Origin of the sequence: Saccharopolyspora karakumensis, from assembly GCF_004349225.1 — a bacterium.
Classification (GTDB): Bacteria; Actinomycetota; Actinomycetes; order Mycobacteriales; family Pseudonocardiaceae; genus Saccharopolyspora; species Saccharopolyspora endophytica.
In genome coordinates this window covers 20,550-46,798 of sequence record NZ_SMLA01000023.1, presented here as the reverse complement: position 1 = coordinate 46,798, position 26,249 = coordinate 20,550, and the positions used below count along the sequence as shown (strand labels likewise).

The 26,249-nt window shown below is 70.9% G+C and carries 23 protein-coding genes; 18 read left to right on the top strand and 5 right to left on the bottom strand.

Annotated elements, in window-relative coordinates:
- The first annotated feature begins 8 nt into the window (after positions 1 to 8).
- Both E1202_RS16620 and E1202_RS16615 read left to right on the top strand, forming a co-directional pair.
- A complete protein-coding gene (locus E1202_RS16620; RefSeq protein ID WP_132684067.1) occupies positions 9 to 635 on the top strand; it encodes a TetR/AcrR family transcriptional regulator in 627 nt (208 codons plus the stop codon).
- A 20-nt stretch (positions 636 to 655) separates the two neighbouring features.
- On the top strand, positions 656 to 1,822 hold the full coding sequence (locus tag E1202_RS16615) for an NAD(P)/FAD-dependent oxidoreductase (RefSeq protein WP_207918689.1): 1,167 nt from the start codon (positions 656 to 658) through the stop codon (positions 1,820 to 1,822).
- 10 nt (positions 1,823 to 1,832) lie between these two features.
- On the opposite strand, the gene E1202_RS16610 is transcribed toward E1202_RS16615, so the two are convergent.
- The 3 genes from E1202_RS16610 to E1202_RS16600 all read right to left on the bottom strand — a co-directional run bounded on the left by E1202_RS16610 (position 1,833) and on the right by E1202_RS16600 (position 5,656).
- Positions 1,833 to 2,948: a DUF2637 domain-containing protein gene (locus E1202_RS16610; protein ID WP_132684065.1), complete on the bottom strand. Its 1,116-nt coding sequence runs from the start codon at positions 2,946 to 2,948 to the stop codon at positions 1,833 to 1,835.
- A 182-nt stretch (positions 2,949 to 3,130) separates the two neighbouring features.
- On the bottom strand, positions 3,131 to 4,423 hold the full coding sequence (locus E1202_RS16605) for a DUF1266 domain-containing protein (RefSeq protein ID WP_207918687.1): 1,293 nt from the start codon (positions 4,421 to 4,423) through the stop codon (positions 3,131 to 3,133).
- 78 nt (positions 4,424 to 4,501) lie between these two features.
- Positions 4,502 to 5,656 carry a trans-sulfuration enzyme family protein gene (locus E1202_RS16600; RefSeq protein ID WP_132684063.1) on the bottom strand — a complete coding sequence of 385 codons (1,155 nt, stop codon included), beginning with the start codon at positions 5,654 to 5,656 and terminating at the stop codon, positions 4,502 to 4,504.
- Positions 5,657 to 5,883: 227 nt separating this feature from the next.
- On the opposite strand from E1202_RS16600, the gene E1202_RS16595 reads away from it, so the two are divergent.
- The 3 genes from E1202_RS16595 (at position 5,884) to E1202_RS16585 (ending at position 8,897) form a co-directional block, all read left to right on the top strand.
- On the top strand, positions 5,884 to 6,729 hold the full coding sequence (locus E1202_RS16595; RefSeq protein ID WP_207918685.1) for a M23 family metallopeptidase: 846 nt from the start codon (positions 5,884 to 5,886) through the stop codon (positions 6,727 to 6,729).
- A 306-nt stretch (positions 6,730 to 7,035) separates the two neighbouring features.
- Positions 7,036 to 7,848 carry an SLATT domain-containing protein gene (locus E1202_RS16590; protein WP_132684062.1) on the top strand — a complete coding sequence of 271 codons (813 nt, stop codon included), beginning with the start codon at positions 7,036 to 7,038 and terminating at the stop codon, positions 7,846 to 7,848.
- 164 nt (positions 7,849 to 8,012) lie between these two features.
- Positions 8,013 to 8,897: a hypothetical protein gene (locus E1202_RS16585; RefSeq protein WP_132684061.1), complete on the top strand. Its 885-nt coding sequence runs from the start codon at positions 8,013 to 8,015 to the stop codon at positions 8,895 to 8,897.
- A gap of 194 nt (positions 8,898 to 9,091) precedes the next feature.
- Here E1202_RS16585 and E1202_RS16580 read toward each other — a convergent pair whose 3' ends face one another.
- Complete coding sequence (locus E1202_RS16580) at positions 9,092 to 11,674, bottom strand: PEP/pyruvate-binding domain-containing protein (protein ID WP_235878486.1); 2,583 nt, start codon at positions 11,672 to 11,674, stop codon at positions 9,092 to 9,094.
- A gap of 105 nt (positions 11,675 to 11,779) precedes the next feature.
- Between E1202_RS16580 and E1202_RS16575 the strand changes: the two genes are divergently transcribed.
- On the top strand, positions 11,780 to 12,037 hold the full coding sequence (locus E1202_RS16575) for a hypothetical protein (RefSeq protein ID WP_132684060.1): 258 nt from the start codon (positions 11,780 to 11,782) through the stop codon (positions 12,035 to 12,037).
- Between the two features lie 136 nt (positions 12,038 to 12,173).
- Here the strand turns inward: E1202_RS16575 and E1202_RS16570 are convergent, their stop codons facing one another.
- Positions 12,174 to 12,662 (bottom strand): inorganic diphosphatase, encoded by a 489-nt coding sequence (locus E1202_RS16570; RefSeq protein ID WP_132674525.1) that lies wholly within the window; start codon positions 12,660 to 12,662, stop codon positions 12,174 to 12,176.
- Between the two features lie 147 nt (positions 12,663 to 12,809).
- Between E1202_RS16570 and dacB the strand changes: the two genes are divergently transcribed.
- The 12 genes from dacB (at position 12,810) to E1202_RS16510 (ending at position 26,207) form a co-directional block, all read left to right on the top strand.
- Positions 12,810 to 15,584, top strand: coding sequence for a D-alanyl-D-alanine carboxypeptidase/D-alanyl-D-alanine endopeptidase (gene dacB / locus E1202_RS16565; protein WP_132684059.1), 2,775 nt, complete (start codon positions 12,810 to 12,812; stop codon positions 15,582 to 15,584).
- 97 nt (positions 15,585 to 15,681) lie between these two features.
- Positions 15,682 to 16,788, top strand: a complete 1,107-nt coding sequence (locus tag E1202_RS16560; RefSeq protein ID WP_132684058.1) for a zinc-dependent metalloprotease — start codon at positions 15,682 to 15,684, stop codon at positions 16,786 to 16,788.
- A gap of 44 nt (positions 16,789 to 16,832) precedes the next feature.
- Entirely contained in the window at positions 16,833 to 17,819 is a 987-nt protein-coding gene (tilS, locus tag E1202_RS16555) for a tRNA lysidine(34) synthetase TilS (protein WP_132684057.1), read from the top strand.
- A gap of 76 nt (positions 17,820 to 17,895) precedes the next feature.
- Positions 17,896 to 18,447, top strand: a complete 552-nt coding sequence (gene hpt, locus E1202_RS16550; RefSeq protein WP_132684056.1) for a hypoxanthine phosphoribosyltransferase — start codon at positions 17,896 to 17,898, stop codon at positions 18,445 to 18,447.
- Between the two features lie 201 nt (positions 18,448 to 18,648).
- Positions 18,649 to 20,922 (top strand): ATP-dependent zinc metalloprotease FtsH, encoded by a 2,274-nt coding sequence (gene ftsH / locus E1202_RS16545; protein ID WP_132684055.1) that lies wholly within the window; start codon positions 18,649 to 18,651, stop codon positions 20,920 to 20,922.
- A gap of 81 nt (positions 20,923 to 21,003) precedes the next feature.
- On the top strand, positions 21,004 to 21,615 hold the full coding sequence (gene folE, locus E1202_RS16540; protein ID WP_235876739.1) for a GTP cyclohydrolase I FolE: 612 nt from the start codon (positions 21,004 to 21,006) through the stop codon (positions 21,613 to 21,615).
- On the top strand, positions 21,615 to 22,463 hold the full coding sequence (gene folP / locus E1202_RS16535) for a dihydropteroate synthase (RefSeq protein WP_132684054.1): 849 nt from the start codon (positions 21,615 to 21,617) through the stop codon (positions 22,461 to 22,463). The genes folE and folP overlap by 1 nt, the downstream gene beginning before the upstream one ends.
- Positions 22,456 to 22,845: a dihydroneopterin aldolase gene (gene folB / locus E1202_RS16530; RefSeq protein ID WP_132684053.1), complete on the top strand. Its 390-nt coding sequence runs from the start codon at positions 22,456 to 22,458 to the stop codon at positions 22,843 to 22,845. Before folP ends, folB begins: the two co-directional genes overlap by 8 nt.
- Positions 22,842 to 23,336, top strand: coding sequence for a 2-amino-4-hydroxy-6-hydroxymethyldihydropteridine diphosphokinase (folK, locus tag E1202_RS16525; RefSeq protein WP_132684052.1), 495 nt, complete (start codon positions 22,842 to 22,844; stop codon positions 23,334 to 23,336). Before folB ends, folK begins: the two co-directional genes overlap by 4 nt.
- A 155-nt stretch (positions 23,337 to 23,491) precedes the next feature.
- A complete protein-coding gene (locus E1202_RS16520) occupies positions 23,492 to 23,953 on the top strand; it encodes a DUF3180 domain-containing protein (RefSeq protein WP_132684051.1) in 462 nt (153 codons plus the stop codon).
- Positions 23,954 to 24,071: 118 nt separating this feature from the next.
- Entirely contained in the window at positions 24,072 to 24,893 is an 822-nt protein-coding gene (locus tag E1202_RS16515) for a DUF6779 domain-containing protein (protein WP_235878484.1), read from the top strand.
- A gap of 81 nt (positions 24,894 to 24,974) precedes the next feature.
- Positions 24,975 to 26,207 carry a PrsW family intramembrane metalloprotease gene (locus E1202_RS16510; RefSeq protein WP_132684049.1) on the top strand — a complete coding sequence of 411 codons (1,233 nt, stop codon included), beginning with the start codon at positions 24,975 to 24,977 and terminating at the stop codon, positions 26,205 to 26,207.
- The last annotated feature ends 42 nt before the right edge of the window (positions 26,208 to 26,249 follow it).

The following is a 26,249-nucleotide window of genomic DNA, read 5'->3' as shown; positions in this document are numbered from 1 at the left end:
TGGCGCGCATGAGTGCCGCGACATCCCGGGCGAGTGCCACCAAGGAGCGCATCCTCGACGTCGCTGAACGGCTCTTCGCCGAGCAGGGCGTCTTCGCCGTGTCCAACAGGCAGATCAGCGAAGCCGCAGGTCAGGGTAACAACGCCGCCGTGGGTTACCACTTCGGCACCAAGGCCGACCTGCTGCGCGCCATCGTGCGCAGGCACGCCGAGCCCGTCGAGGCCGTCCGCGAGCGGCTGCTCGGCGAGATCGGTGACTCCCGCGACGTGCGCGACTGGCTGACCTGCCTGGTGCTGCCCTCGGTCGAGCACCACGCCTCGCTGCGCGGTTCGACGCTCGCGCGCTTCACCGCCCAGCTGATGAGCGACCCGGGGCTGCGCGAACTCGTCGTCGCCGAGTCGCTGTCCGGGCCGACGCTCATGCGCATCATGGACGGTCTCAACAACTGCCAGCCCGACCTCCCGCTGCGCGCCAAGATCGTGCGCAACGACATGACCAGGCACGTGCTGGTGCACATGATGGCCGAGCAGGAACGCGCCCTCGCCGAGGGGGCAGCCCGCCTGACCTGGGAAGAAACCGCCCAGAACGTGATCGACGCGCTCACCGGCCTCTGGCTGGCGCCCGTCACCGAGTGAACCTGAAGAGGACGCCGAGCGTGAGCGGAGTGCTGGTCGTGGGTGCCGCGGCAGCCGGGTTGACCACAGCGGACGCCTTGCGGCGCAAGGGTTTCGACGGACCGATGACGGTGCTGGGCGCCGAGTCCCACCCGCCCTACGACCGGCCGCCGCTGTCCAAGCAGGTGCTGGCGGGGCAGTGGGAAGCGGAGCGGACGAGCCTGCGCAGCCAGGAGGCGCTGGGCAAGCTCGACGCGGAGTTCCTGCTGGGCGATCCGGCCGCGGCGCTGGACGTCGCCACCCGCACCGTGCGCACGCAGTCCGGTCGTGAGCTGCGCGCCGATTCGATCGTGGTGGCCACCGGGGTGCGCCCGCGTCGGCTGCCCGGTCAGGACGGGCTCGCCGGGGTGCACGTGCTGCGCACGCTGGACGACAGCGTCGCGCTGCGCGCCGACCTGCTGGCAGCGAAGCGGCTGGTCGTGGTCGGGGAGGGCGTGCTCGGCAGCGAGATCGCCGCGACCGCGAGCGGGATGGGGCTGGAGGTGACGCTCACCGGCCCGCTCGCCGCGCCGATGGCGGCCCAGCTCGGCCCGGAAGCCGCTGCCGCGCTGGGAGAACTGCACGCCGATCAGGGAGTCCGGCTGAGGCTGGGCGCCGCCGTCGACGGCCTGGTCGGCGACGGCGGTCAGGTCAGCGGGGTCCGGCTGGCCGGCGGCGAGGTGCTGCCCGCGGACGTCGTGGTGGTGGCCATCGGCGCTGATCCGGTGACCGGCTGGCTGGAGGGCAGCGGACTGCGCCTCGACCGCGGGGTGGTCTGCGATTCCCGGTGCCGCGCGGCCGACGGGGTCTACGCCGTCGGTGACGTGGCCCGGTGGGAGCACCCGGAGTTCGGGCAGATCAGGTTGGAGAACCGGACCAACGCCGGCGAGCAGGCGATGGCCGTCGCCGACAACATCCTCGGCGAGGACCGCGTCTACCGGCCGGTCCCGTACTTCTGGACCGACCAGTTCGACGCGAAGATCCACGTCTACGGGGTGCTCTCGCCCGACGACGCGGTGACCGTGGTGGAAGGCGACCGCGCCGAGCGGCGTTTCGTCCAGGTGCACCACCGCGACGGCCGGGCCGTCGGCGTTCTGGGCTGGAACATGCCCAAGCAGACCCGGCAGCACCGCAAGGCGCTGGTGGAGGCGCTCACCGCCGGGGCGTGAGCGCCACGGCTCAGTGGGCCGCGACGAGGTCGCGTGCGTCCTCGTCCTGCTCCATCTCGACCCGGACCGCGGCGATCTGCCGGCGTCCCCAGCGTTCGGAGAAGCCGTAGCGGTTGCCGAGCTGGGCACCGGTGATCGGCTCGCCGATCTCCAGCGAGAGCCGGTAGTCGCGGCGCGCGAAGGTCCGCTTGTCCTCGTCGCTGAGCGGGTCCGCGGGAACCGGTGGCAGCGTGAGCGTCTGTTCCGAGAGGTTCGGGCGCTCGTCGTGCTCCTCGGTGGAAGTCGTCTCCTCCGAGCGGTTCTCGTCGGCCGCTTCGTCGCGCTCGGTCGTCTCCGGTTCCGCTGCGGCCGTTGCGCGCTCCTCGGTTGCCGGCTCGAGGTCGCGGACGGCGGTCTCGCGCGCGGCGTTCTCGCGGACGACGGGTTCCACGGCGGGCTCGGGTTCCGGGCGCTTCTCGACGGTCTGCGGCGGGAGCTCCTGCGTCGGTCGAGGCGGCGCGGGCGTGCGTTCCGCCGGAACCGGTTCGGGTTCCGGGGAAGTGGGGGCGATCGCCGCGGGCCGGAAGACCTCGTCCTGCTTGCCGAGGCCGGCGATCTCCGAGACCGGGATGTCGGTGACCTGGCGGCGGAAGGCGCCGGAGGTGCCGTCGCGGTCGACCAGCCAGCGCAGCACGAGCAGTCCCGGGCGCAGCCGCAGGCGGCGCTTGCCGTGGCGCTCCTCGAAGTCCGCGCGCAGCTCGGCGAGCACCACGTCGAAGACCGCGACCGCGGCGACCGGCAGACCTGCGGCGACGATGCGCGCTTCCGGGGTGAGCTGGTGGATCCAGTTGATCCACGACGAGATCGCCGTGAAGGTCCACATCAGCAGCCGGCCGCGCACGGCGCTGCGGCCGTAGATCGAGGCGCGGTAGGTGATCAGCGTGGCGCCGAAGGCGGCGCCGTCGAAGGTCGCCGGGATCAGCCATGCGGTCCAGTAGCTGAAGCCGACCATCTGGTCCTGGCCGTAGGCGTGCAGGCCGACGAAGCTCGCACCCCAGCCCATGAGCGCGGCGAGGGCGACGAACCCCAGGGCGGCGCGGGAAAGCCAGAGCCCGTGGCCGGATCTCGTACTCGGTTGCTCGCTCAACGTCGGTCCAATGCAGCCGGGTCATCGCGGGACCCGCTGATGGTAGACAAACTCCACTCGATCAGGTGACACCACGAACGCGTTCGGCATGCATTTCTATTGGCGACTTCTCGCCAGGACCACGAACGTCCCAGTTCAGGGCGATCAGATCGCAGTGGTGAAGAGGGGGAGTGATCCGGAGCTCATCTCTCCGTTTGGAACGGGACGGTGAGCCACGGGCTGCTGTGCTCGGTCAGCAGCGCGCGGTGCGCCTCCAGCACGTCGGTGTAGGTGGCGCCGAACGCCTCGTCGTCGAAGTGCAGGCAGCGGCCCAGGATGTAGGCCACCGAGAACTCCGCCCACGACGAGTAGCGGGACCGCACCTCCTGCCCGACCAGGTCCAGCGCCTCGTACATCTCGGCCTGCGTGGCGTACCGGGCACCGCGCCCCCAGCGGGCCATCTTCGACGCCCGGCCCAGGTCCCAGGCGGCGACCGTGCGCACGTAGCCGTTCGGCGGCAGCAGCTCGTCGGCGCGGAACCGCGCCTCGTACCGGATGATCTTGCCGACCAGCCCGCACAGGAAGTCCGCGTAGGAGTCCACCTCCGGGCTGCCGCCGCGCTCGGCCGACGCGCCCGGGACGTTCGCCGCGATGTTGTTGCGGATCGTGGCGTCCACGCACTCCCGCCACCGCTGCGGGTCCACCTGCGGGCCCTCCGTGCTGACCAGGAAGGTGCGCGCGCCCAGCACGAAATCCCAGTCCGAGGTGCTGACATCGCAGTTGAGCAGCCGGTTCTGCAGGTTGACCCAGTCCTGGCGGACCTTCACGCCCCAGCCCTCGGACAGCCGCTCCACCTCGCCGCTGTAGCCGAGCCCGTGCCAGTCCAGGTTGTTCCACGCCTCGCCGTTGAGGAAGCACAGGTGCGCACCGCAGGCCAGGCCGTGCAGCAGCTCGGTCGGCTCCGCGCCCCCGCTCAACCGGGTCACCAGCCGGTTGCCGCTGAAACCCGGTGCGCCGAACCGCTCGTGGGCGGTCTGCCAGCGCTCCCGCTCCTCGTCGGTGACCTCCAGGTACAGCTCGCACGGCGTGTTCGCGTTGACCGCCAGCACCTCGACCTCGTCCGGGATGATCTGCGACAGCGCGCGCAGCGAGACGAACTCGTACACCAGGTAGGGATGTGGCCGCGGCAGCACGTCCTGGGTGTAGACGAAGGTCGCGATGCGACCGTCGCCCAGCGTCGAGGTCACCATCTGCCGCTTCGCCGGGTTGCTGTGCGCGTGCACCAGCGCCACCGGGTGGTAGACGCCGGTCGCGGCCACCACGCACAGGTAGGACCAGGGGTCCTCGTCGAGGACGGCTGAGCAGAGCTCTCTTTCGACTGCGGTCGGCGGAACGAACGGTTGGTCCCTGGGGATGATCGGGACGATCTCGTCGTGATCGTCGACCTCACCCACGGTGTAGTACGGGCCGAAAGCCCCGCCGAGCGGAGGAGTCACGCGAACGAACTTACCCAGCGCCATCGGGCGAAGCCGCCATCTGCGACAACTTGCCAACGGGGCTGATCAAGCGATCCTTCACGACGCCGCGAGGGCTCGGTCGAAGTCGTCGATGAGGTCTTCGGGTGCTTCCACGCCGACGCTGATGCGGATCAGGTCGTCGGTGACTCCCAGCGCGAGCCGGTCCTGCGGGCTCATGCCCGCGTGGGAGGTCGCGGCCGGTCGCGTGATCAGCGATTCCACCCCGCCGAGGCTGGGCGCGTCGAACGGCAGCCGCAGCGCGTCGATGAGCTTCTGCGCCGCCGCGACCCCGCCTGCCGGGCGGATGCTGAGCATTCCGCCGAAGCCGTCGAAGAGCTCCGAGGCGTGGGCGTGGTCGGGGTGGGAGTCCAGGCCCGGGTGGTTGACCTGCTCGATCTCGGGCCGCGCTGCGAGGAACTCGGCCAGCCGCAGCGCGTTCTCGTTCTGCGCGCGCACCCGCAGCGCCAGCGTCTTCAAGCCCCTGGCCAGCAGGAACCCGGCGTGCGGGTCGAGGCTGCCGCCGAAGTGGTTGGCGGTGGTGCGGGCCCGCTCGACGTGCTCGGCACCACCGATGATCGCGCCGGCCACGATGTCGGAGTGCCCGTTGAGGTACTTCGTCGCGCTGTGCAGCACCAGGTCGAAACCGGCGGTGAGCGGGCGGAAGTTCACCGGTGTGGCGAAGGTGTTGTCGATGAGGCTGATCAGCCCGTTCGCCCGCGCGAACTCCGCGACCTCGGGCAGGTGGCCGACCCTGACCAGCGGATTGGTGATGCTCTCGACCAGCACCGCCTTGGTCCGCGGCGTGCGCGCGGCCTCCCAGGTGTCCGGGCGGTGCGGGTCGATGAAGGTGTAGCTCCAGCCGAAATCGGCGGCGTGGTGGGTCAGGAAGTCGTGGGTGCCGCCGTAGAGGCAGTCGCCGACCAGCAGGTGGTCGCCGCTGCGCAGGACGCTGTGCAGCGCGGTGGAGATCGCGGCCATCCCGGACGCGGTGGCCAGGCCCGCTTCGGCGCCCTCCAGGGCGGCCAGCTTGTCGTGCAGGTAGGACTGCGACGGGGTCGAGTTCAGCCGGATGTAGCGCAGGTCGTGGTACTCGGTTCCGCTCGGCACCGAGTACACCGTCCCCTGGTAGATCGGGTACACCACCGATCCCTCGGGGCCCGGACGGCGTTCGCCGCCGTGCACCGCCAGCGTCTCGATGCGGTCCTCGTCCATGTGACCCCTCCCGTGCTCGGCCTGCTCGTCAGCCTAGGAACGCGTCGACGCGCCGGAAAGCCCACCGAGTTTGACCTGATCGGGTGACTCTCGGTCGGGTGGTATGGCGTTCCGGGCGCTGAACCGGAAATTCATTCACCGCCGTGCACCCTCCGTGGCCCCTCCCCGGACCGGGCGGGGCGGGTGTCGCACCGTTCACCGGGAATCGCGACCACAGTGGACTCTGGGTGCTCGGATCGATTCTTGTGGTGGATGCGCGGAGCGGTCCACCCATTGCCGATGAACACAAGTCGAGGACCGGAGATCGATTATTTGGGAATGCGCTGAATGCGGCGCTCGGCTCCAATCTTTTTCGGGCTGCCCCGGCGCCGGATGAATTCGTCCGGCGTATGCCAACAGGATTCACCGAGCCGGAAGCGCAGAGCGCCGACGGTGCCAGGAGTGAAAACACAATGGCATTGCGAAAAAGACCCGTCTTCAATGATGTTGTCGGTTTCCTGCTCACCGCCGGGCTCTGCGCCGGTGGAATAACCGCAGCGACGGTCGCTGTGCAGGATGCCCACCCCGAGCGGAATATCCCAGCCGTGCGCGAGGTCGCGCACACCACGGCCACACCCCCGATCGAATCCGGACCACCAGCTCGCCGACCCGCCCCCTGGGTGGCCCCGACGCGCGGCGTGATCACCAGCGGGTTCGAGATGCGGTGGGGCGAGATGCACAAGGGCGTCGACATCGCCAACGACGTCGGCACGCCCATCAGGGCCGCATCCGCGGGCACGGTCATCGATTCCGGCCCTGCCAGCGGGTACGGGCTGTGGATCAGGATCGCGCATGCCAACGACACCGTTTCCACCTACGGCCACATCGATTCGGCCTACGTGCCGGTGGGCCGAAAGGTGCAATCCGGTGATCTCATCGCCGCGATGGGCAACCGCGGTCAATCCACCGGGCCGCACTTGCACTTCCAGATCGAGATCAAAGGCCAAGCGGTCGACCCGGTCCCGTTCTACGGAGAGCCGCGGTTGCTGACCGATTGGCCCGCGGAACAAAAGCGGGAGCAGTCAGCGCGTTGACCCCATCGACGTAGCTCCAGCGCATCGGCGCGCCGCCGGAACACCGTTCTGCCACCCGGTTGAACGGTGATCCGGCGGCGCTGCCACAGTGTCCTGACCCGGAACCGCCCAGCACTCTCCGGCATCGCGCCACTCACTGTTATCACTGCCGGGTATTGCGAGGTTCGCGGCGTTCGAGGCCAGCGGTGATCACTCGGCGCAGTCGATGATGGACCTAAAGGACCAGTCGAGAGTCACCCTCCTGGCCGATTGTCGTGGAACTCCGGGAGCTACTTCGATCGCACTAACGCGCTGGAAGGACATGTGATGGAGCGAGTGGATACGGCCGGGATCGTCGGCGGTGGGGTGCTCGCCGAGGACCGCCAGCAGGGGGACTGGGAGCGTCGGATCGCCCAGCGCTCCGAGGAGCTCTACCGGGAGCGCATCGTGCAGCGTCTGCTGCTCGCGTGGGCCGTCCCGGGAAACCTGCTGCTCGCGGCGGTGGGGGCCACGCTGCTGGCGTTATCGACCTCGGTGGTGCCCGCCGCGGTGACGTTCGTGATCGTCGCCGCGTCCGCGGGCGTGGCGGCGGTCTACGTCTACCGGCAGCACTTTAAGGTTCGCGCGGTGGACACCGACCTGCGCGCGCTCGAAGGCGCGCACCGCGACATGCTGTTGGACGAACTGGGGACCGGCGACCTGCTGGACGCGCACCGGCGCTACCGGGCGCAGCTGCCGGAGCTGATCGAGCGCTACCGGCACGAGGCGCGCAGCGACCGCTGGAAGGACAGCGCGCTGCAGGCCGTCGTCATCGGCGGATCGATCGTCGCCGCCACGGCGACCGCGACCGCCGCCGCGGTCCCGGAGATCCGCTGGTTCGCCATCGGGCTGAGCCTGCTGGTGGCGGTCTCCGCGGCGTACGCGGGCTACACCAAGCACCGCGACCGCGCGGCCGCCTGGCAGGAGACCGCTGACGCGCTGGAGCGCGAGTACGAGTCCGTGGAACTGCGGGTGGGGCGCTACCGCCGATTCGGCTCGGAGCGCGAGGCGTACGCCGAATTCGCCGAAGCCGTCGAGGCTTTGCGCGCCGAACGTGCGCGACGGTTGCCGTCAGGAGTCAACGACGGGCTCATGCAGTAATCAAGATCGGTGAGCCATCCCTCGATCGTGAAAAGAATGCCGCGTTCGTCGATCACTGGTTGTTGATATTTCCTACTGACGTGATCGCTGAATAGTGTCAGGTGGTTCTTCCGTAATCTCCGCCGGGCGCACAGGACTCGGCCTGTGCAGAGAGGAGCATTGCGATGAAGCGCACCTTTACCGCGGCGGCCGCCGTACTGGTCGGTGGCGCCGGCGCCGTCGGCTTCGCGGCCACGGCCACAGCTGCCGAGACCCCGCAGCTGCCGGCATCGCTGCCCACCGACAACGGCGTGGCGAACACCGCGTTCCACGCCGCCGGAACCCTCGCCTCGGCGCAGAAGACCGTCGGTGACGTGGTTCCGCTCGAAGAGCACCTCACCGGCCGCTCCGGCGACCCGGTCAGCCAGGTCGTCGGCGGCACCCCCGCCGCGGGCCTGCTCAAGCCGGTCGTCGAGGCGGTGCAGAACGCCAGCACCGGCCACACCCACAACCTCGACCCGGCCTCCGCGCTCGACGAGGCCCCGCTCCCGGTCGGTTCCACGCTGCCCGTCGGCAAGAGCGGTCTGCCGGGTCTCGACGCCCTCGGCCCGGTGAGCGACGTCGTCGGTGGCCTTCCGGTCGGTTCCACGCTGCCCGTCGGCAAGAGCGGTCTGCCGGGTCTCGACGCCCTCGGCCCGGTGAGCGACGTCGTCGGTGGCCTTCCGGTCGCCGATGCGCTGCCCGTCGGCAAGACCGGTGCGACCGACGCCCTGCCCACCACCCTGACCGGCACGCTGCACCAGGTCACCCAGGCCCCGCAGACCAAGCCCGGCCAGCTCCCCACCAACGTCGTCGGCGACACGGTCAGCAACGTGACGCAGAGCAACACCGAGCTCGGTGGCGCTCCGCTGCCGACCGGCAAGAGCGACCCGATCAGCGGCCTGGCCGGCGGGGTTCCCGTCGTCAGCGACGTCCAGGGCCTGACCGGCAAGACCGGTTCTCCGCTGGACAAGGTCAACGACGTCGTCTCCCACGGCCCGCTCGGCTCCGCGACTCAGCTCGGCAACTGACATCCCCGCCCCTGACCGTCCGTCGACGAGCCGGCACAACCCCTACCCGCCGGCCGGACCGGGCGAAAGGCCCCCGACGCAACCAGATTCACGCCTCGCCACACCCCTCCCGGCGAGGGCGTGACCAAAAGGGCGGTGCGCGCTTCCCAGCGCGCACCGCCCTTTTCGCACGAATACCCACGTGGCAGCGGGTTTCACAGCTCGACGACGCCCGCCGAGCCGTTGACGGTGATGGTCCGGCCGTCGGTGATGCGCGTGGTGGCGTCGGGAACCCCGACCACCGCGGGGATCCCGTACTCGCGGGCGACGGTGGCGCCGTGGGAGTTGGGTCCGCCCATCTCCATGACGAGTCCGGAGGTGGTCAGGAACAGCGGGGTCCAGCCCGGGTCGGTGGACGGGGCGACGAGGACGTCGCCCGGGGAGAGCCGGGCGTTCGCGGGGTCGCGGACGACCCTGGCGATCCCGGTGACGGTGCCCGCCGAAGCGGACGTTCCGCGCAGCGCGTTCCCGCTCTCGGTCGTGGGCAGCAGGGTTTCGGGCTCGGTGCCGTCGGAGAGCAGCAGCCTGGGCAGGTGCTTGCGGCGCAGCTCGCGCTCGTGGGTCGCCCGCCGGGTGGCGATCAGCTCGCGGTGGTCGAGGCCGTCGATCAGCTCCGAGAGCTCCTCGTAGTCCAGGAAGAACACGTCCGACGGATCTGAAAGACGGTCATCGGACGCGAGTTCGTCGCCGATCGCCCGAAGATGCCTCCGCGCGGCGGCGATTCCGAGGACGGCGCAGTACTTCGGCAGCTCGCGCATCCCCGCCAGCTGCCGGACCCGGTCCAGCAGGAAGTTCGCGAGCCCGGCGTGCACCCGGTTGGGCAGTCGGGACACGATCTCGCTCGCCTGCACCGCGGCCTCTTCGGCGCGCTGCCGGAAGCGCTGCGCCGCGTCGTGCCCGGCTTCGCCGGTCCGCGCGTAGTTCTCGACCAGCGCCAGCACCTGGCCGGGTTCCTCCGACCAGCGAGGCACTCCCGCGTCGATCTCACCCGCCGTGCGATGTCCGTGCGCGGCCAGGAAGTCGTCGAGCGCGCGGAGCACCTCGGAGGGCAGCGCCCGGTCCCGGTAGCGGGCGGGGAGGTCGGCGACCTCGGGCCCGATGCGCTGCGCGATGGCCCACAGCTGCAGGTCCATCTCGGTGGTCACGTTGTGCGGGATCCCCGACAGGACCACGTGGATCTCCGCCTCGGTCGCGCGGACCAGCTTCGGCAGCAGCCGGCTGAGCAGCAGGATCGGCATCATCCGGGGAGCCACCCACGCCATGCGCGGGGCGGTGCCCCGCAGCAGCGCGTGCCTGGCCGTGTCCAGTCGTTCTCGCGCGGTCCTCGGTACGGGCGAGGAGAGCTCGGCGCGGAGCTCGTCGACCCGGCGGAACGCCTCGGCGCGTGCGCGGGCGGGATCGCGCAGGACCCCGGCGACCAGCAGCGGAATCCGGTTGCGCGCGAGCAGCAGGCCGAACGCGCGCAGCGTTCGCGCCGTCGCGCCGGGCTTGCGCGGCAGCCGGGGATCGTCGAGCAGGGACTCGTAGACGCGACCGGTGCGCGCCTCGGCGGCCGCCAGCAACCGGGGCAGCAGGGCGCGGCCGACGCGGTTGCCGGTGGTGCCGGTGATGTCGAGGAACAGCCACCCGTCGACGGGCCGGAACGGCGCGGGTCGCGCACCCGGCGCGGGCAGGCCGAGTTCGCGCAGCACGCCCGTGGCCAGCAGCCCCAGCGTCGCCACGCCCATCGGGGTCAGCGGCCGGTAGACGCCCTGCGCGACGTTGACCGACAGGTAGACCCGCAGCCCGTCCTCGGTCTCGGCGGGTAGCGGAAACAGCGTGGTGATCGGCCGCGACTGGGTCAGCCACACGCCGTCGGCGCCGATCGCCCACTCCAGGTCCTGCGGCGCGCCGTAGTGCCGCGCCACCTCCCGGCCGAGCTCGGCGAGTTCGCGGGCCTGCTCATCGCTGATCGATGCGGCCCCCGGGTCCTGGGCGACGGTCTCCACCCCGCCGCTCGCGATCGCGCGCACGCTGGTGGTCTTGTCGCCAAGTCGCTCGGTGACCCGGTCGCCGGACACCACGAAGTGGTCCGGGGTGACCGCGCCGGAGACGACGGATTCGCCGAGACCGGTGTTGGCGTCGATCGCGCAGTCCGCCCGGTTCCCGGTGACCGGGTCGGCGGTGAACAGCACCCCGGCGGCGCTGGCGTCGACCATCTCCTGCACGACGACGGCGAGTCGCACCGTGGAGTGGTCGATCCCGTTCGCCTCGCGGTAGGAGACGGCGCGGTCGGTCCACAGCGAGGCCCAGCAGCGGCGGACCGCGTCCAGCAGCGCTTCGGCGCCGACGACGTTGAGGTAGGTGTCCTGCTGGCCCGCGAAGCTCGCGTCGGGCAGGTCCTCGGCGGTCGCCGAGGAGCGCACCGCCACCGGTCCCGAGCCGAGCTCGGCGTAGGCCTCGGTGATCGCGGTGGCCAGTTCCGGTGGGAGAGCGGTGGCGGTGATCCGGTCGCGGATCTTCGGCGCTGACGCCGGCAGCCCGTCGAGCAGGTCCGCGACGCGGCAGACCTCCTCGTAGGCGGCGGTGGTGATCACGAAGCCGGGCGGCACCCGGAACCCGGCGCCGATCAGCTCGCCGAGGTTGGCGGCCTTGCCACCGACCACCTCGCCCGTTCCCGCGCGGACCTCGTCGAGTCGCAGCACCGGCACGGCGACCACCCCCTCGTGCGTCAGCTCGAAGGTAACCCCGTCGTGCACGTGAAATCAACATACGTTGAATTTGGGGCCATCAGGGTGATCTCCCGCCGCGGCGTCATCATGATCTCGCCGGGCGGGCATCCCTTCCTCGGAGGAAGGAGTGCGATGACGTGGCTGGTGGTGGCCGTGGCGGGAGTCGCGGCCGTGGGAGTGGCGCGGTGGCTGCGACGGCACCTGGCGCGCCGGCGCGCGGTGGCGCGCGCGAAGGTCGAGATGAGCTGGTTCTACCAACCGCAGGAGCGACGGCCCTACGTCCGGGGCTGTGGAAAACACGCATCGCCCGACCCCGTGGTGCTGCTGCGGCGGATCGACGGCTCACCCCTGGGGAGTGTGCCCCGACCTGCGAGAACCCGGCACCGATGAGCGTTCTTCCCCAGGTTGTCCCCAGTTGTCCACAGGGGTGGGGAGAACTGTCCACAGCTGTGGAGAACTCCTCTGGCACGAAAAGACCCTCCACGCGTCCGCGAGGAGGGTCTTCCGGTGTTGTCCAGGAACGGCGTCAGTGGCCGGCTTCCTTGGCGCGCTCGTACGACTTCTTGATCTCGGCTTGTGCCTCGGCACGGCCGACCCACGTGGCGCCCTCCACGCTCTTGCCCGGCTCCAGGTCCTTGTACACCTCGAAGAAGTGCTGGATCTCCAGCCTGTAGAACTCGGACAGGTGGTGGATGTCCTGCAGGTGCTCCTGACGCGGGTCGTCCGAAGGAACGCAGATGACCTTGTCGTCGCCGCCCTTCTCGTCGCGCATGCGGAACATGCCGATGGCGCGCGACTTGATCAGACAACCCGGGAAGGTCGGCTCCTGGACCAGCACCAGCGCGTCCAACGGGTCGCCGTCCTCACCCAGGGTGTCGTCGACGAACCCGTAGTCGGCCGGGTACTGCGTGGCGGTGAACAACGTCCGGTCGAGACGGATACGGCCCGTCTCGTGGTCCACCTCGTACTTGTTCCGGTTCCCCTTGGGGATCTCGATCGTGACGTCGAAGTCCACGCGGTTCCTCACTCGTCTTGCGTCGGATGCAGTCCGCACGCTCGCGCGCGCGACCACGTCTAGTGTGGACCACGCTCGGCGCCCTGGCCCCACCGCAGTGCGAGAGCTCGCAATCTGGCAGTCTGACCGCCAGTCGAGGAGGAGCACGTGCCCGAACCCCAGAACACCCGGGGTGAGGTGTCCGAAACCGACGTCCAAGCGGCCTCGCCGGGCGAGGATGACCGGCTGCGCACCGCTGCGCCGTCCCCGGATCGAGCTGCTGAGACGTCGGAGAACACCCCGCCCGCAAGCAACCCGGCGGAGCGCCAGGTGAGCACCGAAGTCGGCGACGCCGCCGGAGCCGACGCAGCCGAACCCGATGCGGGCAAGACCGGTTCGAGCGCGCCCAATTCTGGGACCAAGACCACATCCGCCGACGCGCCCACCGCCACCGTCCGGGTCGCGGGAAGCCTCTTCGGCGACGACTCCGAGGGCAACGGCGCCGGCCGCACCGCGAAGCTCGCCAAGGCCGACGTGACGAGCTCCGTCGCCGAGACGCAGAAGCTCACCAAGCTGGCGGCCGCCGATGCCGGAAACGGCGAGGAAGCCGGGGTCGCAGCGGATTCCGAGGACGAAACCGCTGATCAGGAAGGTTCTGACGAGGCTTCCGCCGTGGAGGCGTCCGAGGAACCGACCGCCCAGGACCAGTCGTCGGACGCGGCTGCCGAGGACGAGCCCTCGGAGGCGACGGCCGAGGACGCGAACTCCCAGGACGAGGCGTCGGACGGCGGGAGCTCCGAGACCGAGGCGCCTGCGGACGAGACGTCCCAGGACGACGCCACCGACGAGCCCACCGAGCCGGAGTCGGCGCAGGTCGACGAGTCCGCCGAGGACGAGTCGGAACCGGAATCGGCAGCTGAGACCTCCGCTTCGCAGGGCGAGGACGAGCCCGCGCCCGCTGACTCCCCGGACGCCGTCGAGGACGAGAAGGCCGAGGAGCCCGCGTCCGAAGTGGAGCCCGAGTGGCCCGCCGAGCAGACGCAGATCTTCGCCGCCGTCCCAGCGGAAGCGCCCGAGGCCGAGGCGAAGCCGGCGGTCGAGCCGGAGGAGCGTCCGGCGGAGAAGACGCAGCAGATCTCGCGGGCCGCGCTCGACGAGGCGCTGGCCGAGCCCGGTGGCAAGCAGGAGCCGCCGGAATCCGCCGCCGAGCGGACCAGCCGCATCGACCTCAAGGACCTGCGGGCATCGGCTCCGCCGGAGTCCTCGGCCGAGCAGACCCAGTGGATCGACCGGATCGACGTCGATGCCGCGCGCACGGCTTCCGCCTCGGACTTCGCGGGCCTCGCCGTCCCGCAAGCCGACCCGGCGGTCGGCATCGCGCCGCCCCCGCCGGGTCCGCAGGCCCAGCAACCGCCGCAGGCCCAGCAGTCCTACGCGCGGCCGGAGGACTTCGCGGGGATCGCGACGCCGCAGGCGCCGTACCAGCCCGAGGACACCACCGACCCGTTCGCCTCGCGCGCCGTGCCGCAGCACATCCCGTCGCAGGAGCAGCCGGTCGGGACGAAGACCGCCCGCGGGGGACGCGGCCCGCTGATCGGCATCGCGATCGCCCTGGTCGTGCTGCTGGGAGCCGGGGTCGCGTTCGGCCCGTCGCTGGTCGACGCGCTGAGCAAGGCGCAGATCGCCGAGCCGCCGGACCCCGTCCGGCTCGACCCCGAGATCAAGCCGCTCGGGCAGAACGCACCCGCTCCGTCGCAGTCCGGGATCAGCGCCGCGCTGGCCGGTCCGGCGGCCGACCCGGCGCTGGGCACGCTCGGTGGCGTCGTCATGGACGCCCGAACCGGCGACGTGCTCTGGCAGCAGAACCCCGCTCAGCCGCTGATGCCGGCCTCGACCGGAAAGCTGCTGGCGATGAGCGCCGCCCTGCTGACGCTCGACCACGACGCCCGCCTGACGACCAAGGTCGTGCGCGGGAACCAGCCGGGCACGGTGGTCCTCGTCGGCGGCGGTGACCTGACGCTGTCCTCGCTGTCCGGCGACGAGGAGTCGGTGTACCCGGGCGCGGCGAAGCTCGACGACCTGGTGTCGCAGGTCAAGGCCGCTTCCGGCGGGAACGTCAACACGGTGCTGGTCGACACGAGCCGCTACCGGGGACCGGCGTCGGCCTCCGGGTGGCTGCCGCAGGACGTGGCCGCCGGGTTCCACGCGCCGATGGAGCCGGTGATGCTCGACGGCGGCCGGGCGGACCCGAAGAAGGACTACAGCCCGCGCACCTCCACTCCCGCGCTGCAGGCCGCTCAGGAGCTGGCGAAGCGGCTGGGCGGCGCGACCGCGGCGCAGGGCACCGCCCCGGCCCACGCGCAGGTGCTCGGTCAGGTCCATTCGGCGCCGGTGAGCGAGCTGGTCGAGAACGTCCTGCTGCACTCCGACAACCTCCTGGCCGAGGCGTTGACCCGCGAGGTCGCCATCGCCACCGGCAAGGAGCCGTCGTTCGCCGGTGGGACGAAGGCGGTCTTCGAGGTGTTGCAGCGCAACGGCTTCGACATCACCGGAACCTCGATGGCCGACGCCAGCGGTCTGTCCCTGGACGACCGCATCCCCCCGAGGCTGCTCGGGCAGCTGATGCTCAGGGCGACCGCACCGCCCGGGCCGGACGGCGTGCTGCCGGAGTCCTCGGCGAAGCTGCGGGACCTGCTCCCGGGCATGCCCGTCGCGGGCGGCAGCGGCAGCCTCGCCGACCGCTACCAGGGCACTCCCGGCCAGGGATGGGTGCGCGCCAAGACCGGCACGCTCGACGGGGCGAACAGCCTGGCCGGGTCCGTGGTCACCCAGGACGGTCGACTTCTGGTCTTCGCGATGATGTCCAACGGCACTCCGTCGGGGATCGCCCGCCCGGCTCTCGACGAGCTGGTGGACGCCCTGCGCGGCTGCGGCTGCCGCTAGGTCGCCGTGCCTGCCCGGGGAAGAGCCCCCTCACCTTCCGGTACCTGACCAGTTCCGCAAGGTGACCACCGGCCATTTTGGAAGTACGGTCGGTGATGTGAACGCCCGACTCGCCACCCTGCCGTCGTCCGCCGAGGCGCCTCGGGCGCTGGACTGGAACGTCGCCGTGGGCACCGCCGTCCGGTTGATGAAGCCGGGGCCTGAGGTCCCGCGGGCCGAAGCGGGGCGGGCGGTCCGCTCGCTGCGGCGCTTCAGCGTCGACGCCGAAACGCACGTCCGCGAGACGACCGGCCTGGGGCTGGACCTGCCGATCGCCGAAGGCGACGTGGTGGACCGGCCGGACTGGGTGCGCGGTGCGGCCTTCGGCCTGGCCGAGCTGACCGGTGCCGCGCTGTCGGCCGCGGATTCGGTGCCGCCGCGCGGTGGCGAACTGCTGGGCGAGATCAGCGCGCGCAGCGCGGGCGTGCAGGCCGGGGTGGTGCTGGCCTACCTGGGCGGCAAGGTCCTCGGCCAGTTCGACCCCTACGGCGAGTCCCGCGTCGAGGGCCAGCGCGGGCGGTTGCTGCTGGTGGCGCCGAACATCGTGGCCGCGCAGCAGTCGCTGGGCGTGCCGGCGGACGACTTCCTGATGTGGGTGTGCCTGCACGAGTCCACGCACCGGGTGCAGTTCAACGCCGTGCCGTGGCTGCGCGAGCACTTCGCGGCGAGCCTCGGACAGCTCCTCTCGCAGATGGAGGGCGGCTCCGCCGAGCTGCTGACCAGGCTGCCGAACGTGGTGCGCGAGGCCCGCACGGCTCGCCGCGCCGAATCCAGCCCGGGGATGCTCGGCGTCCTCGAACTCCTGCAATCCCCGGAGCAGCGCGCCGCGCTGGACCGGATCATCGCGATCTCCACGCTGCTGGAGGGCCACGCCGACCACGTGATGGACGCCGTCGGCCCGCAGGTCGTGCCCAGCGTCGGCACCATCCGCCAGCGCTTCACCGACCGCCGCAACGGCGGCGGTCTGCTCGACCGCATCCTGCGCAGCCTGCTCGGCGTGGACGCCAAGATCCGCCAGTACGCCCAGGGCGCGGCGTTCACCGACCACGTCGTGGACCGGATCGGGATGGCCGACTTCAACGCCGTCTGGGCGCACCCGGACAACCTCCCGACCAGGGCGGAGATCACCGCACCGGACACCTGGATCCGCCGGGTCCACGGCTGACGGGCCTCCCGCGCGGATCCGGGCCGGGTGGGGAGAATCGGAGGATGCCGCCTGAGCCCGTTGTGAGCGAGACCCGGACCGCCGTGCGGCGACTGCTCGAATCCCCGGAGGCGGCTCCGTTCAAGGGCGCGCCGCTGGTGGTGGCCTGCTCCGGCGGGGCGGATTCCCTGGCCTTGGCCGCTGCCGTGGCGCACGTGTCCCGCTGGACCGGGGCGAGCGCGCAGGCGATCGTGGTGAACCACGGCTTGCAGGTGGGCTCCGACGCGGTCGCCGAGCGGGCCGTGGAGCAGCTGGCCGGACTCGGTCTTCCCGCGCAGGTCGTGGAGGTCGACGTGGACGGCATGGGCGGCCTGGAGGCGGCGGCGCGCAAGGCGCGCTACGCGGCGCTGCGGGCCGAGCGCCCGAGCGATTCGCTGGTGCTGCTCGGCCACACCCTCGACGACCAGGCGGAAACGGTGCTGCTGGGGCTCGGCCGCGGTTCCGGACCGCGCTCGATCGCCGGGATGCGCCCGCTGGACCCGCCGTGGGCCCGCCCGTTCCTCACCATCCGCCGGACGAGCACCGAGGCCGCCTGCCGGGCTCAGGGCCTCGAACCCTGGCACGACCCGCACAACGCCGATTCCCGCTTCGCCCGTGTGCGGTTGCGCACAGAGGTGCTCCCGCTGCTGGAAGACGCGTTGCAGGGCGGGGTCGCGGAAGCGCTGGCCCGCACCGCCCGCCAGCTGCGCGAGGACTCCGACGCGCTGGAGGCCGTCGCCGTCGCCGAGCTCTCCCGCGTCCGCGCCGATCACGGCCTGGATTGCGAGCGGTTGCGGCTGCTCCCCGCGGCGGTCCGGCGGCGCGTGCTGCGGGACTGGCTCCGATCCGAGGGTGTGCCCGAAATGACTGATGCGCACCTGCGCTCCGCCGATGCGCTCATCGCCGAGTGGCGGGGCCAAGGCGGCCCTGCGCTGCCGGGCGACTTTGTGCTGCGCCGGGCGCATGGCAGGCTGCGGGTGGAGACGGCGGACCGCAAGCCGCCGAATGGCTGAGGGTGCACCGGCACGATCGTCGGGGCGGGTCTCCGGCTTGGGGAATTGTTGATCCGACAAGAGGGGAAGCCGAGCCGTGTACGACGGCGATATCGCTTCTGTGCTCATCACCGAGCAGCAGATCAAGGACAAGGTCGCGGAGCTGACCAAGCAGGTCGACGAGGACTACCAGCAGGGCGGTGATCTGCTGCTGGTCGGAGTGCTCAAGGGCGCGGTGATGTTCATGACCGACTTCGCCCGAGCGCTGCCGCAGCCCGCGCAGCTGGAGTTCATGGCGGTCAGCTCGTACGGCTCGTCGACGTCCTCGTCCGGCGTGGTGCGCATTCTCAAGGACCTCGACCGCGACATCGCGGGCAAGCACGTGCTGATCGTCGAGGACATCATCGACTCAGGCCTGACGCTGTCCTGGCTGCTCAAGAACCTGCGGTCGCGCAACCCCGCGTCGCTGGAGGTCTGCACGCTGCTCCGCAAGCCCGACGCCGTGCAGGTGGACGTGCCCGTGCGCTACGTCGGTTTCGACATCCCGAACGAGTTCGTCGTGGGCTACGGTCTCGACTACGCAGAGCGCTATCGTGATCTGCCTTATATCGGAACGCTCGACCCCAAGGTCTACACCTCAGGCGTGTGAGGCGGGGATTTCGATCGTCCCGCCCGCTCCGGGCGGGGCGATCCTAGTAGGCTGGGCGCCCTGTGCTGGGCGCGGCATGGTCGTGCCCGCGCATCGGCCGGTACGCTGGTCTGAAGGGGTTGATGGCGGGTGTTCGCATCGGGCGCCGTCACCCGAAGTAACAGTCAGGGAGGGTCGAGGCCGCCCGTCGGCCGCAAGTGAATGGACCGAAAGCGCCTGCTCCGCAACCCGCTGCTGTGGATCCTGACAGCGTTTCTGTTGATCTACGCGTTCAGCGTGCTCTTCGACGAGACTCGTGCCTACCGCGAAGTCTCCACCTCGCAGGCCCTGGAACAGATCGCCCAGGGCAAGGTCAAAGAAGCGACCATCGAGGACAAGGAGCAGCGGGTCCGGCTGACCCTCAACGACGGCCAGAACTTCCAGGGCAGCAACCAGCTGATCGCGAACTACCCCGCCGGTGCCACCGAGCAGGTGGTCGGCGAGATTCGCAACTCCCAGGTGCCCACCTGGAACACCAAGGTCACCCAGGACTCGTTCTGGGTGCAGATGCTCTTCTACCTCGTCCCCATCGGCCTGCTCGTGCTGCTGCTGATGTGGATGATGAACAACGTGCAGGGCGGCGGGAACCGCGTCCTGAACTTCGGCAAGTCCAAGGCCAAGCAGCTCACCAAGGACATGCCCAAGACGCTGTTCGGCGATGTCGCCGGCGCCGATGAGGCCGTCGAAGAACTGCACGAGATCAAGGACTTCCTGCAGAACCCGGGCCGCTACCAGGCCCTGGGCGCGAAGATCCCCAAGGGCGTGCTGCTCTACGGCCCGCCCGGTACCGGTAAGACGCTGCTGGCCCGCGCGGTCGCAGGTGAGGCCGGGGTGCCGTTCTACTCGATCTCCGGTTCGGACTTCGTCGAGATGTTCGTCGGTGTCGGTGCCTCCCGCGTCCGCGACCTGTTCGAGCAGGCCAAGCAGAACGCGCCGTGCATCATCTTCGTCGACGAGATCGACGCGGTCGGCCGCCAGCGCGGCGCCGGCCTCGGCGGCGGTCACGACGAGCGCGAGCAGACGCTGAACCAGCTGCTCGTCGAGATGGACGGCTTCGACTCGCGCGGCGGCATCATCCTGATCGCCGCCACCAACCGCCCGGACATCCTGGACCCGGCGCTGCTGCGCCCCGGCCGCTTCGACCGGCAGATCCCGGTCTCGGCACCGGACCTGCGGGGCCGCAAGGCGATCCTGGGCGTGCACTCCAAGGGCAAGCCGCTGGCCCAGGACGTCGACATGGACGGACTCGCCAAGCGCACTGTCGGCTTCTCCGGTGCGGACCTGGAGAACGTGGTCAACGAGGCCGCGCTGCTCACCGCCCGCGAGAACGGCCAGCTGATCAACGCCGCCGCGATGGAAGAGGCGGTGGACCGCGTCGTCGGCGGCCCGCGCCGCAAGAGCAAGATCATCTCGGAGCGGGACAAGAAGATCACCGCCTACCACGAGGGCGGACACGCCCTCGCCGCGTGGGCGATGCCCGATCTGGAGCCGGTCTACAAGCTCACGATCCTGCCGCGCGGCCGCACCGGTGGTCACGCGCTCGTCGTCCCCGAGGACGACAAGGAGATGATGACCCGCTCGGAGATGATCGGTCGCCTGGTGTTCGCGCTCGGTGGCCGCTCCGCGGAGGAGCTCGTGTTCCACGAGCCGACCACCGGCGCCTCCAGCGACATCGAGCAGGCGACCAAGATCGCCCGCGCGATGGTCACCGAGTACGGCATGACCGCCCGGCTGGGCGCGGTCAAGTACGGCAAGGAGGAGGGCGACCCGTTCCTGGGTCGCACCGCCGGCCAGCAGCCGAACTACTCGCTGGAGGTCGCGCACGAGATCGACGAGGAGGTGCGCCGCCTGATCGAGGCCGCGCACACCGAGGCGTGGGAGGTGCTCAACACTTACCGCGACGTGCTCGACGACCTCGTGCTGGAGCTCATCGAGAAGGAGACGCTCAACCGCAAGGACCTGGAGCGGGTCTTCTCGCGGGTCGAGAAGCGGCCGCGGATCACCGCGTTCAACGACTTCGGCGGGCGCACCCCGTCGGAGAAGCCGCCGGTCAAGACCCCGGGTGAGCTGGCCAAGGAGCGCGGTGAGCCGTGGCCCCCGGTCGTGGAGGAGCCGACCCCGGCGCCCTCGCAGAACGCCCAGAACGGGACCCCCGCTCCGGCTCAGGAGCAGACCCCGGCGGGCGCGGGCGCCAACCAGGGCACGGTGCAGATCCAGCAGCCGCAGTCGGGCCAGCAGGTTCCCTCCGCGGTGCCGCCGAACTACGGTGCACCACCTGGATGGACCCCGGCGACCAACCCGTCCGGTTCGAACTACAACTGGACGCCCTCGTGGGAGCGCGGTCAGCAGTCGTCCGAGCAGGGTGAATCGCAGTCCGAGCGGCCCGAGGGCCAGGACTCGGGCAGGGAGAACGGCAGCGGCAACAACGGCCGCTGATACTGGCGGGCGCAGCGCCCGCCAGGGCGCTGCCAAAGCCAGTGGAGGAAAGCAACAGTGACCAGTGCGGTCGACGAGCCGATCGGGGCGGGGGACTCCCGCCCCGACGGCTCTTCCCACCTTCCACAGTTCGACCAGGCGCGCGCCGAGGCCGCGATCCGGGAACTGCTCATCGCAGCCGGTGAGGACCCCGAGCGCGACGGCCTGAGGGAGACGCCGCAGCGCGTCGCCCGCGCCTACCAGGAACTGTTCGCGGGGCTCTACACCGACCCGGACGAGGTCTTGGACAAGACCTTCGACGAGGCCCACGAAGAGCTCGTCCTGGTGCGCGACATCCCGGTGTACTCGCAGTGCGAGCACCACCTGCTGCCGTTCCACGGCACCGCGCACATCGGCTACATCCCCAACTCGCAGGGCCGGGTGACCGGGCTGTCCAAACTGGCACGCCTGGTCGACCTCTACGCCAAGCGCCCGCAGGTGCAGGAGCGGCTGACCTCGCAGGTCGCCGACGCCCTGGTGCGCAGGCTGGAGCCGCGCGGCGTGATCGTGGTGATCGACGCCGAGCACCTGTGCATGGGCATGCGCGGGGTGCGCAAGGCCGGTTCCACGACCACGACGTCGGCGGTGCGCGGCATCTTCCGCAGTTCGGCGTCGTCCCGCTCCGAGGCGTTGTCGCTGATCAGGGGGCGTTGATGCACCCGAAGCTGCCGAACCCGGCGCGCTGCGCGGTGATGGGCATCCTCAACGTCACGCCGGACTCGTTCTCCGACGGCGGGCGCTACCTGGACCGCGCGGCGGCGGTGGCGCACGGCGTCGAGATGCACCGGCTGGGTGCGGACATCATCGACGTGGGCGGTGAGTCCACCCGGCCCGGTTCGGAGCGGGTGGACGCGGCCACCGAGATCGACCGTGTGCTGCCGGTGGTGCGCGAGCTGGTCGCGGCGGGCGTGCCGGTCAGCGTGGACACCACGCGCGCCAAGGTCGCCGAGGCGACCGCGGGAGCGGGTGCCGCGGTGATCAACGACGTCTCCGGCGGCCTCGCCGACCCGGAGATGGCGCACGTCGCCGCCGACACCGGGCTGCCGTGGGTGCTGATGCACTGGCGGGGTCACAGCAAGAACATGAACTCCCTCGCCGAGTACGGCGACGTGGTCGCCGACGTGCGCGAGGAGCTGCTGCGGCAGGTCGACGTGGCGGTGCGCGCGGGTGTCGCCGAGGAGGCGATCGTGCTGGACCCGGGCTTGGGCTTCGCCAAGACCGGCAGGCACGACTGGCAGCTGCTGCAGAACCTCGACGGCCTCGTGGACGTGGGCTTCCCGGTTCTGGTGGGCGCCTCCCGCAAGCGGTTCCTGGGCGCGCTGCTGGCCGACGACGACGGCACGCCGCGCCCGCCGGAAGGCCGCGAGACGGCCACGGCCGTGGTCTCGGCGCTGTCCGCCGACAGGGGAGCGTGGGGTGTGCGGGTGCACGACGTGCGGCGCTCGCTGGACGCGGTGGCGGTGACCGCCGCCTGGCGAAGCGGAGGCGAGTGCGTTGGCTGACCGGATCACCTTGACGGGCCTGCAGGTCCGCGGCAACCACGGCGTGTTCGACCACGAGAAGCGGGACGGCCAGGACTTCGTGGTCGACATCACCGTCTGGCTCGACCTGGGCGACGCCGCGGCGACCGACGACCTCACCAAGACGCTGCACTACGGCGAGCTCGCCGAGATGGCGGCCGGGGTCGTCGGCGGCGAGCCGCGCGACCTCATCGAGACGGTGGCCGGTGAGATCGCCGACGAGGTGATGAAGGACGAGCGCGCCTACGCCGTCGAGGTCACGCTGCACAAACCGCACGCGCCGATCCCGCTGTCCTTCGCCGACGTCGCGGTCACGATCCGCCGCTCGCGCCGCGGTGGCCGCGGCAACGTGGTGCCGGCGTGAGCCGAGCGGTCCTGTCCCTCGGCTCGAACCTCGGTGACCGGCTGCGCTACCTGCGGCTGGCCGTCGAGGGCTTCGCCGACGAGCTGGTGGCCGCCTCTCCGGTCTACGAGACCGCGCCGTGGGGCGTCACCGATCAGCCGGACTTCCTCAACGCGGTCCTCATCGTCGAGTCCCCGGACATCGACGAGTGGGGCTGGCTCCGCCGGGCCCAGGCCCTGGAGCAGCAGGCCGAACGCATCCGGGAGCAGCGCTGGGGCCCGCGGACCCTCGACGTCGACGTGGTCGTGGTCGACGAGGTCCGCAGCGATCACCCCGACCTCCTGCTCCCGCACCCGGGAACCCCCGACCGTGCCACGGTCCTCATCCCCTGGCTCGCGCTGGACCCCGAAGCCCACCTCCCAGGCCACGGCCCCGTGTCCGACCTCCTCGCCGCCCTGCCCGAGTCGGACCGCGACGACGTCCACCTGAGACAAGACCTGACCCTCCACTAGGGACGCACCTCCCACGCCCCTCACCCCACCTGCTGTTCCTGATTCCAGTGGAAGTCCGGGTCCCGACTTCCACTGAAATCCGTCTCCAGGGGAGCCGACCACCGGGTTGGGTGAGGTGGGATGCTGGTGGGGTGTCGCCGCGAAGCACTGAGCAGATGACGTTCACCAAGCCCGGGCAGTTGGTGGCCGCGGGGTTGGTGGCCGCCGTGGTGGTGTTCCTGCTCTCCCAGCTGATGTACGGGGAGCTGCCGCCGTTGCCGCTGCTGGCGGGGGCGACGTTGCTGCTGATCGCCGTGGTCGACGTGGTGCTGGCGGCGGTGTTGCGGCCTCGCGTGCAGCGCAAGCCCGGCGTGGAGCCGGTCGAGTCGCTGACGGCGGCGCGGGCCGTGGCGCTGGCGAAGGCGTCATCGCTGGCCGGCGCGATCATGGCCGGTGTCTGGATCGGACTCCTGGCGCACCTGCTGCCGATGATGAGCTCGGTGGACGCCGCGCGGTCGGACACCTTCGCCGCCGTCGTCGGCTTGGTCAGCGCCGCAGCCCTGATCGGTGCGGGACTGTGGCTGGAGCACTGCCTGCGCAATCCCGATGAGCCGGATGATCCTCACGAGGACGAGTGAAACCGCCCACCCCATGGGCTGTTCGGAGCAGTCACCGTTCCTCTGCTGCGAGCAATGTGCGAACGGTTTGGCGCACCTTCAGATCTCGAACTGATAACCGCCTTGTACGGTGGGCGCCATGTCCGAGCGCGGCACTACCGAGACCGACCCCGGCAACGGGCGATCCACCCTCCTGTGGGGCGGTGCGCTCGTGCTCGCGGCGGCCGCCACGTCGCTGCTGGTCCTCAGCAACGACGCCCGGATGCTCCGCCTCGGCCTGATCGCCGCGCTGTGGGCCGCGCTGCTGGGAGCGTTCGCGGTGGCGCGGTTGCGGCACCGGGTCCTGGAGAGCGAGCAGGCCGCCGCCGATCGGCAGCGGATCTACGAGCTGGAGCTGGAGCGCGAGATCGCCGCGCGGCGCGAGTACGAGCTCGAAGCCCAGGCGGAGGCCCGGCGCAAGGCGTCGGAGGAGTCCGACGGTCAGATCCGCGCGTTGCAGGCCGAGCTGGCCAAGCTGCGCACCACGCTGGAGCAGGTGATCGGCGGTGACGTGCTCTTCGAGCGGGTCGCGTTGCGCGCCGAGTCCACTCGGGTGCGTTCGCTGGGCGAGCGCCCGCAGGGCGAGACGCAGCTCGTCCAGCACCGCCCGCAGCGGCCGAAGACGATCCAGCAGCCGGTCCAGCAGCAGCCCGCCCCGGCTCCGGCCGCGGCCAAGACGGACGTGATGGCCCGGCTCTCCGGCGAGGTCCCGCTCGACCAGCCGACGCCGCAGGCTCCGAAACCGCAGATGTCCCAGGCCTTTCCGAGTCGTCCGGGGCCGCAGCGCCCGGACCGCACGGCCTACGAGACGCCGAGCCCCGACCCGGCGGGCGCGCACACGGCGGGCACGTCGGTCAACGACCTCCTCGCCGCCTACGGCGGCAGCACCGACGGCCAGCCCCGCCGCCGTCGCCGTTCGTGAGTTCCCCGGCCGACAACGGTCAGGGGAGCAAAAGCAGAACCATTCGGTCAGTCGCGAATCGGGTTCTCTAGGGTCTGGGGCGTGTCGAGTCATGATCACGCGGAGCCGATCGCTGACGTCTCCCGCGCGCGCCGGTTGCAGAGCCGCAAGCACCACGCCGTCGGCTGGCCGATCGCCGGCTTGATCCTGCTCGGCATGATCGGGCTGATCATGCTGGGGATCACGACGTCCAAGGTCGGTGCGCTGCCGGCCGTGTTCGGCGCGGCCGCCGCGCTGCTGCCGGTCGGTGTCGTGGTGGCCGCGACGGTCTGGATCGATCGCTGGGAGCCCGAGCCGCCGATGCTGATGGTCGGCGCGTTCCTGTGGGGAGCGGGCGGTGCGACGGCCTGCTCGCTGCTGCTCAACAACACCTCGCAGTCGGTGGCGAACCTGCTGCTGGGCCAGGCCGATCACAAGTTCTTCCTGACCGCGGTGATCGGGCCGCTGGTGGAGGAGGCCGCCAAGGCCGTGTTCGTGGTGGGTCTGTGGATCCGCCGCCGCGCCGAGTTCAACGGCCTGGTCGACGGCATCGTCTACGCGTCGCTGACCGCGGCCGGCTTCGCCTTCACCGAGAACATCCTCTACTTCGGCAAGGCCTTCGCCGACGGCGGTGTGACCGGGGGAGCGGTCGTGGCCCTGTTCGTGCTGCGCGGTGTGCTGGCGCCGTTCTCGCACCCGCTGTTCACCGCGATGTTCGGCATCGCCGTCGGTTTCGCGTGGGGCGCTCGCACCCGGAGCCAGCAGCTGGGCTGGCTGGTCGCCGGCTACCTGGTGGCGGTGCTGCTGCACGCGGTGTGGAACTCGGCGACGTTCCTCGGCGGGGCCGGTTTCATCAACGTCTACTTCTTGATCATGGTGCCGGTCTTCCTCGGCACGTTCGCGCTGATCGTGTGGCAGCGCAAGCGGGAGCAGCGCATCGTCATCGCGCAGCTGCCGAAGCTGGAGCGGGCCGGGCTGGTCGCGCGCAGCGAGATCGACCTGCTCGCGAGCCTGACCGGAAGGCAGGGCTGGTTGCGCAAGGTCAAGCGGCACGCGGGCAGCCAGGCCGCGAAGTCGGTGCGCGACTACCAGATCGCGGTCACCGAGCTGGCGTTCCTGCAGCACCGCTCGGAGGCGGGGCGCACCACCAGCGCCGCCCGCCGCGCACGCCGGGAGAAGCTGATCGCCGACCTCAAGCAGGCCCGCCGCTCGGCCGCAGGGCGCCAGGAGGCCATCCAGACCGCCCGGATCAACATCGACGAGCTGACCCGCCGAGTCCCGAAGCCACGTGGGTGAGCGGGCTCGTTCGCGTGGTTCTCGCCACCTTTGACCGTCGTG